The organism is Arthrobacter sp. 05L417 (assembly GCF_056397865.1).
In genome coordinates this window covers 1-9,128 of record NZ_JBFTOG010000069.1, presented here as the reverse complement: position 1 = coordinate 9,128, position 9,128 = coordinate 1, and the positions used below count along the sequence as shown (strand labels likewise).

The window sequence follows — 9,128 nt, the reverse complement described above, 5'->3', positions numbered from 1 at the left end:
GACAAGGCCCGGCAAAATCAACCAATTAAAATAAATCGGTATCAACAAACTTGGCACACTATTGAGTTCTCAAACAACAGACACACCCGGCACCACCCACACCCACCAAAGGGTCCAGGATCGCTCCGGAGCAACTTTCCAAACTTACCGGCTGCTTGCCTCCTAGTCAAATCGGCGTTCTTGACTTGATCTTCACGAGGAACTCAGTCAACTTCACCGATCTCCACTGGGGAGCAGCGCGGGTACTAACTATACCACCACTTCACCGGGGAGGCAAAACCCCGCCAGACGAGCTCCTGTGCCTCCGCAGCGGCACGAAAGATCCAAAGCGAAAGCCCGGAAGCACGCGGCTTCCGGGCTCCCACCTAAGAATAGCTAACCCACAAGCGTGAACCAAGAAGCTCCAAGCGGCGGCAGCGTGACGGTCAGCGCCGCAGGCAATCCTTCCGCACCCGGTGCGGTGGCAAGCAGCTCACCGCTGTTGATCACGCCCGAGCCTCCGTACACCTCGGCGTCAGTGTTGAGTACTTCCTGCCAAGCGCCGGCAGACGGGACGCCAAGCACATAGTCCTGGTGCGGGCCTCCCGAGAAATTCACGGCGCATACCAGGGGCTTGCCGTCGTGGTCCCACCGGATAAAGGTAAGTACGTTGCGATCCGCGTCCGCGCCGTTGATCCACTGGAAACCGCCAGGCTCGTTGTCCCGGACATGCAGGGCCGGCGTCGAGCTGTACAGCGAGTTCAACTCACGGGTGAGCAATTGCAGTCCGCGGTGCGACGGGATGTCCGCAAGGAACCAGTCGAGCCCGTGCTGCTCGGACCATTCGGCCTCTTGGCCGAATTCGGTACCCATGAAGATGAGCTGCTTGCCCGGGTGCGCCCACTGGTAAGCCATGAACGCCCGCAGGTTGGCTAGCTGCTGCCAGCGGTCGCCGGGCATTTTGCGCAGCATGGATCCCTTGCCGTGTACTACCTCGTCGTGGCTGATGGGCAACAGGAAGTTTTCCGTGAATGCATAGACCATGGAGAACGTCACCGTACCGTGGTGCCAGCGGCGGTTCACCGGGTTTTCGGAGATGTACTTGAGGGAGTCGTGCATCCAGCCCATGTTCCATTTGAGCCCGAATCCGAGGCCGCCATGGTTGGTCGGCGCGGTAACGCCCGGGAACGCCGTGGATTCCTCGGCAATGGTCACTGCCCCGGGGTGGGTCTTGTAGATCGTGGCGTTGACCTCTTGGAGGAAGGAAATGGCTTCCAGGTTCTCGCGTCCACCGTGGACATTGGGGAACCACTCCCCGTCCTCACGCGAATAGTCCCTGTAGAGCATGGAGGCCACGGCATCCACCCGGAGCCCGTCGATGTGGAATTCCTCGAGCCAGTAGAGCGCGTTCGCGACCAGGAAGTTGCGAACCTCGGTGCGGCCGAAGTCGAAGATGAGCGTGCCCCAGTCCGGGTGCTCGCCGAGTCGGGGATCGGAGTGTTCGTACAGTGGTTCGCCGTCGAAGCGGGCAAGGGCCCATGCGTCCTTCGGGAAGTGCGCGGGGACCCAGTCGAGGATGACGCCGATACCCGCCTGATGCAGTGAATCGACCAGGAACCGGAACTCATCCGGATGCCCGAAGCGGGAGGTCGGAGCAAAGTAGGACGTGACTTGGTAGCCCCACGAACCGCCGAAGGGGTGCTCCGCCACCGGCATGAACTCCACGTGGGTGAAGCCAAGCCACTTCACGTATTCCACGAGGTCCTTGGCCAGTTCCTTGTACCCGAGGCCAAGGCGCCACGACCCAAGGTGGACTTCGTAGACGCTCATGGGCGAGTTGTGCGGATCCTTGTTGGCGCGCGCCGTCATCCAGGCGTCGTCCTTGAAGCGGTAGCCGGACTCCACCACGCGTGACGCGGTCAGGGGTGGAACTTCGGTGCCGAAGGCGAGCGGGTCGGCCTTCTCCACCCAATGGCCGGCCTTGGTGAGCAGCTCGAATTTGTAGCACGCCCCTGCTGAAACGCCCGGAATGAAGACTTCCCAAACGCCTGAAGACCCGAGTGAGCGCAAGGCGTGTTCACGCCCGTCCCAAGAGTTGAAGTCGCCCTTGACGCGGACCGCCTGAGCGTTCGGCGCCCAGACGGCGAAGGAGACGCCGTCTACATCGCCAAGTGGCGAGCGGTAGTGCTGGACGTGGGAGCCCAGTGTGTCCCAGAGCCGTTCGTGCCGGCCTTCGCCGATGAGGTGGAGGTCCACCTCTCCGACGGTTGGAAGGTAGTGGTAGGGATCATTGATCGTCACCGGCGCTGAATCGCCGTACACAACTTCCAGGCGGTAGTCCGGCACGTGGCCGTGCTGCAGCGGTTCGAGGACCGCCACCCAGACGCCGTCGGTCTCGTGGGTCATCGGGGTGGAACCGGCTTCGGTGACTACAGTTACCTCCGCCGCCAAGTGCTTGACCGTGCGGATGGTGACGTGACCGTGGTCGTCAAGGTGGGCACCAAGCACCGAGTGCGGGGCATGGTGCGCACCAGCGGCCACCCGGCCCAGGGTAGCGGCGTCCACATACAGCGGGACTCGGGGCCGTTCGGTACGTGCTGAGCCTGTCATTTCCTTACCTTCCGATGTCGCCGCGGCATCCGTGCCGGGGCTCGTATTTCCGAGGAGCTGCCGCGAAGCATTGACCGGAATGGGCAACCAATCCGGCCTGTTCCGCAGCTCGTAGATCACCTCGTACAAGGCCTTGTCCAGCCACAATGCCACAAACAGCGGCGATCGGCGGTCAATAGTTCCAGGGGTGATGTCGCTGTAGCCGGCCAGGAACGCCTCGGCGCAGTCGTCAACCCACGTGGCGGGAACCCGGGCGCCCGGATTCTCGCGGATGGCCGCACCGGCGGCGTAGTCGAAGGATCGCAGCATTCCGACGACGTCCCGCAGGGGAACGTCGGGAATGTTACGGTGTTCGATCGGCCGCAAGGGTTCGCCTTCAAAGTCCAGGATCGCCCACCGACCCGGTTCTCCCGCGGTGCCGGGCACCAACAGGATCTGGCCCAAGTGAAGGTCTCCGTGAATGCGCTGCAGCATCCCGGCTTCCTTGCCCGACAGTTGCGTCAGGAGTGCCTCGAGTTGCTGCTCGTGGGGCCCGACGGCGGTGCCCGCCTCAGCCCAAGACTGGCGGACGCGCCGCGCTACTTCGGGTGCGATGTCCTGGCCGGGAACGCGTTCCCGGGCGGTTCCGAGGGTTTCCGCGAGCCGCAGATGCACGGTGGCAGTCGCTTGGCCCAGCTGCCGCGCTTCGGCGGAAAAGTCCCTGCCTGAAGCCGCGGCGTCGACGGCGAGGCGCCAGGCGTCCTGCCCGCCCGCAAGGAATTCGTGGGCCACGGCGAAATCCGCCGATGCCGCGCCGTGCCGGCCCAGGGGCGTCCGCACCTCCCAGGTTCCCGTGATCCAGCCAAGGGTGGAAGGCACTTCCTTCGTGCCCGCCGCGGTCAGGGCCGCGCCAACCTCCACTTCGGGGTTCTTGCCGACCGACAGGACCCGGAAGATCTTCACGATCGCCGCGGACACGCCGTCGTCGACGATCACTGAAGTGTTGGACTGCTCGCCGGAAGAGACACGCACGGATCCTGAGGCAGTGGGCAGCCGCAGGCTGCCGGGCACCGTATGCCCGCTCGCCGTGCATTCCCCCTCTCCGGGTTCGGCGGACGACTGACCCCGGATGAGATCGAGCATTGCCGCCACGAAGTCAGGATCGTGGGGAGCGTCATATACCCAGACCGGCGGGTCCTGCTCACTTGTTCCACCGATCTGGCCCACCGAGGCAGTTGCCAAGGCGGCCGCTGGCGCGGAGCGAAAGCTGAGCGGTACCTGGATGATGTCAGTCTGCCTCCCGCCATCGGCCGTGGCGTAAGCGACGGAGATCAGCTGGACCTCCAGGCCGGTCCCGGCGGCGGGCTCAGGAAGCCCGAACGAGCCGACGAAATCCAGTTCGAATGACCCTGCCTTGACGGGAAACCAGCGCTGCCGGGGCAGCCATTCCTTGAGCAGGGAGGCGAGGACCGTGGTGGGCGCCATGTGACTCATGTCAGCCTTCGATGGACAGCACTGGGATGGCCTGGGTGTACGGCGAGGAGCCGGTGGAACCCGCCGAGCGCACCCGAAGCCAGAAGAAGTCGTGGCTACCGAGCGTGAGGGTCAGGGAGCCGTCGGCGCCGATGCCCGGGAACGGCTGGCCGCCGAACACATCCCGCAGGCCCCTTCCGGCGTATTCAGGGATATCGAGGGTCGTAGCAACCGGATGTTGGGACAGGTTGAAAACGCAGAGGATGGATTCGGCATCCTCGCCTTCCGGATTGTCCTCCCGCAGCTCGCGCATGTAGGCAAGAACCACCTCGTGGTCCGCCGGAACGTGCCGGAAGTCGCCTAGACCGAAGGCTGGGTGGTTCCTCCGGACGCTCAGGATCTGGCGTGTCCAGCGCAGGAGCGATCCGGAATGGGCCGCTTCGGCCTCGACGTTCGCCATGCTGTAGTTGTAGACCAACGACTGGATGACGGGCAGGTAGAGCTTTCCGGGATCGGCGTTGGAGAAACCTGCGTTGCGGTCCGGGTTCCATTGCATCGGCGTGCGGACGGCGTCGCGATCGTCAAGCCAGATGTTGTCTCCCATCCCGATTTCATCCCCGTAGTACAGGAAGGGGCTGCCCGGCAGGGAAAGCAACAACGCATTGATCAGCTCGATCTCCGAGCGGGAGTTGTCCAGCAGGGAGGCGAGCCTGCGCCGGATGCCGATGTTGGCCCGCATGCGCGGGTCCGGAGCGTACCAGCCCAACATGGCGGCACGTTCGTCGGCGGTGACCATCTCGAGGGTGAGTTCGTCGTGGTTGCGCAGGAAGGTCCCCCATTGCGCGCCGGCCGGGATTCCCGGGGTATCCCGCAGCGTCTCGATGATGGGAGCGGCCTTCTGGTCGCGGAGCGCGTAGTACAGGCGCGGCATGATGGGAAAGTGGAAGGCCATGTGGCACTCCGGTTCTTCCTCGGTGCCAAAGTACTCGACGACGTCGTGCGGCGGTTGGTTGGCTTCGGCGATGATCACACGGCCCGGGTAGTTCTCGTCCACCATCTTCCGAAGGTCACGCAGGAAGCCATGGGTGGCCGGCAGGTTCTCGCAATTGGTGCCCTCTTCTTCGAAGAGGTACGGGATGGCATCTGCCCGGAATCCATCAATGCCTTGGTCCAGCCAGAACTTGACGACGTCGTGGACGGCCTCGATGACCTTCGGGTTTTCGAAGTTCAGGTCGGGTTGGTGGCTGAAGAAACGGTGCCAGAAGAACTGCCGGCGGATCGGATCGAACGTCCAGTTGGACTCTTCCGTGTCCACGAAGATGATGCGCGCGTCCTGGTACTTCTCGTCGGTGTCACTCCACACGTAGAAGTCGCCGAACGGCCCATCCGGGTTCTTGCGTGACTCCTGGAACCAAGGGTGTTGGTCCGAGGTGTGGTTCAGCGGGAGGTCGATGATGACCCTGACGCCCCTCGCGTGGGCCTCGGCGACGAGCCGCTTGAAGTCGCTGATGGTGCCGAATTCGTCCAACACGGACGTGTAATCGGAAATGTCGTAACCGCCGTCGCGCAAGGGCGAATCGAAGAACGGCGGCAGCCACAAACAATCCACTCCGAGCCACTGCAGATAATCCAACTTGTCGATGAGTCCGTGGAAATCACCGGAACCGTCACCATTCGCATCCGCGAAGGCCCTCACCAGAACCTCGTAGAAAACAGCCTTCCGATACCAATGTGGGTCATGTTGAAGACCCGGGGCGTTCAGCTCGAAAGTGTTCTTCGGCGTGAAGTACTGACTCTGACCCTGCGGATTGAAGCTCACTAAGGCTACCTCCGGATATTGAGAATGTGTGCCGGTTCTACATGGGCGTCCAGTCGGACGTAGTTGTATTCGCCCCACTCCCAGCTTTCGCCGCTGACCAAATCATCCACCCAGAATCGTCCGTTGGCGGTGAAGTCGGCCGGATCCAGCGAAAGAGCTGAGAGATCCAGCGTCACGGTGCTTTCCCTGGTGCCGTGGGGATCGACGTTGACCACAATGATCAAGGTGTCCTTGCTGCCGTCGGGCAAGGTCTTGTGCTTGGAGAACACGATGGTGGCGTCATCCGTGCTGTGATGCAGAGTCAGGTTCTGCAGATCACCCAAGGCGGGGTGGGCTTTCCGGATGGCGTTAAGCCGCGTGATGTAGGGGGTGAGACTGTGCCCCGACGCCGCTGCGGCATCCCAGTCGCGGTTCTTGAACTCGTATTTCTCGTTGTCGATGTACTCTTCGGCTCCGGGACGCGCCACATGCTCGTACAGCTCGAATCCGGCGTATACGCCCCAGAGCGGGCTGGCCGTGGCTGCCAGTGCTGCGCGGATGCGGAACGCAGCCGGACCGCCGTATTGGAGGTATTCGGTGAGGATATCCGGGGTGTTGACGAAGAAATTGGGCCTGAAGTACGCCGGGGATTCGTGGCTGACCTCCTGGAAATACGATTCCAGTTCGGTTTTGGTGTTCCGCCATGTGAAGTACGTGTACGACTGTTGGAAACCTGCCCGGCCGAGGGCGTGCATCATCGCGGGGCGGGTGAACGCCTCGGCGAGGAAAACGACGTCGGGGTGCTTCTTGTTGACCTTGGCGATCAGCCATTCCCAGAACCACACCGGTTTGGTGTGCGGGTTGTCGACGCGGAAAATCTTCACTCCGTGGCTCACCCAGAGGAAGACGATCCGCAGGATTTCCTTGGACAGTCCGGCCGGATCGTTGTCGAAGTTCAGCGGGTAGATGTCCTGGTACTTCTTCGGCGGGTTTTCGGCATACGCGATGCTGCCGTCCACGCGAGTGGTGAACCATTCGGGGTTGGTCTTCACCCAGGGGTGGTCCGGGGCGGCCTGCAGCGCCAAGTCCAGCGCCACCTCGAGGCCCAGCTCATTGGCGCGGGCCACAAAAGCGTCGAAGTCCTCGAACGATCCCAATTCCGGATGGATGGCGTCGTGCCCGCCGGCCTCGGAGCCGATGGCCCACGGCGAGCCGGGATCCTGCGGACCCGGAGTCAGGGTGTTGTTGCGTCCCTTGCGGTGCTGGAAACCAATCGGGTGGATGGGCGGCAGGTAGATGACGTCGAAGCCCATCTCCGCAACGGCGTCGAGCCTCCTGGCCGCCGTCGTGAAGTTGCCTGAAGTCCACGTTCCGGTGGAGGGATCGAAAACGGCGCCTTCGGAACGCGGGAAGAATTCGTACCAGGCTCCGCGCCCGGCCAAGTCACGCTCCACGAGGAGCGGGTATTGTTCCGAGACGGTCACCAGTTCACGGATCGGCTGGCGCTCGACGACGGCTGCGACCTCTGCGCTGAAGCCGTCGGCAAGGCGCTCCTCGGCAGTCTTCGAAGTATCGGCGAGGCCTTCGGAGGCAGCGCGAAGGGTGCGCTTGTCAGCCGCGCTTCGCGTGCTTTCGCCGGCGGCCTCCGCGAGCAGGGCGACGCCCTCGGCGAGCATCAGCTCCACGTCGATGCCGGCTTCGACCTTTACTTCGGCGTTGTGATGCCATGTGCCGTAGCGGTCGTGCCAGGCCTCGATCGCGAAAGTCCAGGCTCCGGGCGCCGTCGGGGTCAGCAGGCCCTCCCAACGGTCGGTTCCTTTGCCACGCTCACCCGGCGCTGGGGCGAGCCGGACACGCTGGCGTTCTTTGCCTTTGGGGTCCAGCAGGATAGCGCTCACCCCCAGCTGGTCGTGGCCCTCGCGGAAGACCGTGGCGCCAACCACCAAATCTTCACCAGGCAGTGCCTTGGCCGGGAACCGGCCTTCCTCGATCACGGGCTGCACGGCCGTGATGGGGAATCTGCCGAACTTAAGACCATCGGTGATACCGGTCTTCTGCTTGGACTTGGATGCTGAGCTGGATCGCGGTGCTGCAGTAGTGGTCACAACCTCGACGTTAGCGAGAAAAATCACATTTTGCGAAGAGGTGCCCCAGACTCTTCCGCGCAATGTGTCATTTACCTAAAAGAAACCGAAAGCTGTTCCTGCCGTCCACCGAGTGGATTAGTGTGACGCTCGTGAAGGCAATTCGAAGGTTTACCGTCCGTACCCTGCTCCCCGAGCCGATCCGGCCGCTGGCTCGTCTCGCGACGAATCTGCGCTGGTCGTGGCACCGACCTACCCGCGAGCTCTTTGCGAGCCTTGACCAGGAATTGTGGGAGGAGAGCCGTCACGATCCAATAAGCCTCCTCGGGTCAATCAGCCGCGATCAGCTGGACCAACTTGCTTCCAACAATGAACTCGTAGAGCGTGTGCAGCACGCGGCTGCGGATCTGGACCGGTACTTGAGCGAGCCGCGCTGGTACCAGGGCCTGGGTCCGGACGCTCCGGCGTGCATCGCGTATTTCTCGCCGGAGTTCGGCATCACCGAGGTCCTTCCGCAGTATTCCGGCGGCCTGGGGATCCTGGCCGGGGACCACCTGAAGGCGGCTTCGGACCTGGGCGTGCCGTTGATCGGCGTCGGGCTGCTGTACCAGGCGGGCTATTTCAAGCAGTCCCTTTCCCGGGACGCCTGGCAGCAGGAGACCTACCCGGTCCTTGACCCCGACGGGTTGCCGCTGACACTGCTGCGCGAGCCGTCCGAGGACGGCACCGGCAAGCCGGTGACGATTTCGCTCCCGCTACCCAACGGACGCAAGCTCAACGCGCACATCTGGCGTGCCGACGTCGGGCGCGTGCCGCTGCTGCTGCTCGATTCGAACGTTCCGGCCAATGACGACGCCGCGCGCGGGATCACGGACCGCCTCTACGGCGGCGGCGGTGACCACCGCCTGCAGCAGGAGCTGCTGCTGGGCATGGGCGGGGTGAAGGCGCTGCGCGTCTACCAGCGCCTCACCGGCACCCCGGCCCCGGAGGTGTTCCACACCAACGAAGGCCACGCCGGGTTCCTGGGCATCGAACGGATCCAGGAGCTCATGTCCTCCGAGGCCCCGCTGAGCTGGTCCGAGGCCCTGGCCGCCGGACGCGCGTCCACGGTGTTCACCACCCACACCCCCGTGCCGGCCGGCATCGACCGCTTCGAGGCCGTGCAGATCAGGCACTTCTTCGACGCCGGCCTGGCCCCGGACGTG

At 63.6% G+C, this 9,128-nt stretch carries 4 protein-coding genes; 1 reads left to right on the top strand and 3 read right to left on the bottom strand.

What is annotated here, in order from left to right; genetic code table 11:
• Positions 1 to 375 precede the first annotated feature (375 nt).
• Genes AC1DJW_RS26185 through AC1DJW_RS26175 form a run of 3 tightly spaced genes read right to left on the bottom strand, consistent with a single transcriptional unit; the run spans position 376 to position 7,944 of the window.
• Positions 376 to 4,062 (bottom strand): 1,4-alpha-glucan branching enzyme, encoded by a 3,687-nt coding sequence (locus AC1DJW_RS26185; RefSeq protein WP_390281094.1) that lies wholly within the window; start codon positions 4,060 to 4,062, stop codon positions 376 to 378.
• 1 nt (position 4,063) lies between these two features.
• Positions 4,064 to 5,860 carry a maltose alpha-D-glucosyltransferase gene (gene treS, locus AC1DJW_RS26180; RefSeq protein WP_284754238.1) on the bottom strand — a complete coding sequence of 599 codons (1,797 nt, stop codon included), beginning with the start codon at positions 5,858 to 5,860 and terminating at the stop codon, positions 4,064 to 4,066.
• Between the two features lie 5 nt (positions 5,861 to 5,865).
• On the bottom strand, positions 5,866 to 7,944 hold the full coding sequence (locus AC1DJW_RS26175; RefSeq protein WP_390281096.1) for an alpha-1,4-glucan--maltose-1-phosphate maltosyltransferase: 2,079 nt from the start codon (positions 7,942 to 7,944) through the stop codon (positions 5,866 to 5,868).
• Between the two features lie 131 nt (positions 7,945 to 8,075).
• On the opposite strand from AC1DJW_RS26175, the gene glgP reads away from it, so the two are divergent.
• A partial coding sequence (gene glgP / locus AC1DJW_RS26170; RefSeq protein ID WP_476902915.1) for an alpha-glucan family phosphorylase occupies positions 8,076 to 9,128 on the top strand: 1,053 nt, incomplete at its 3' end.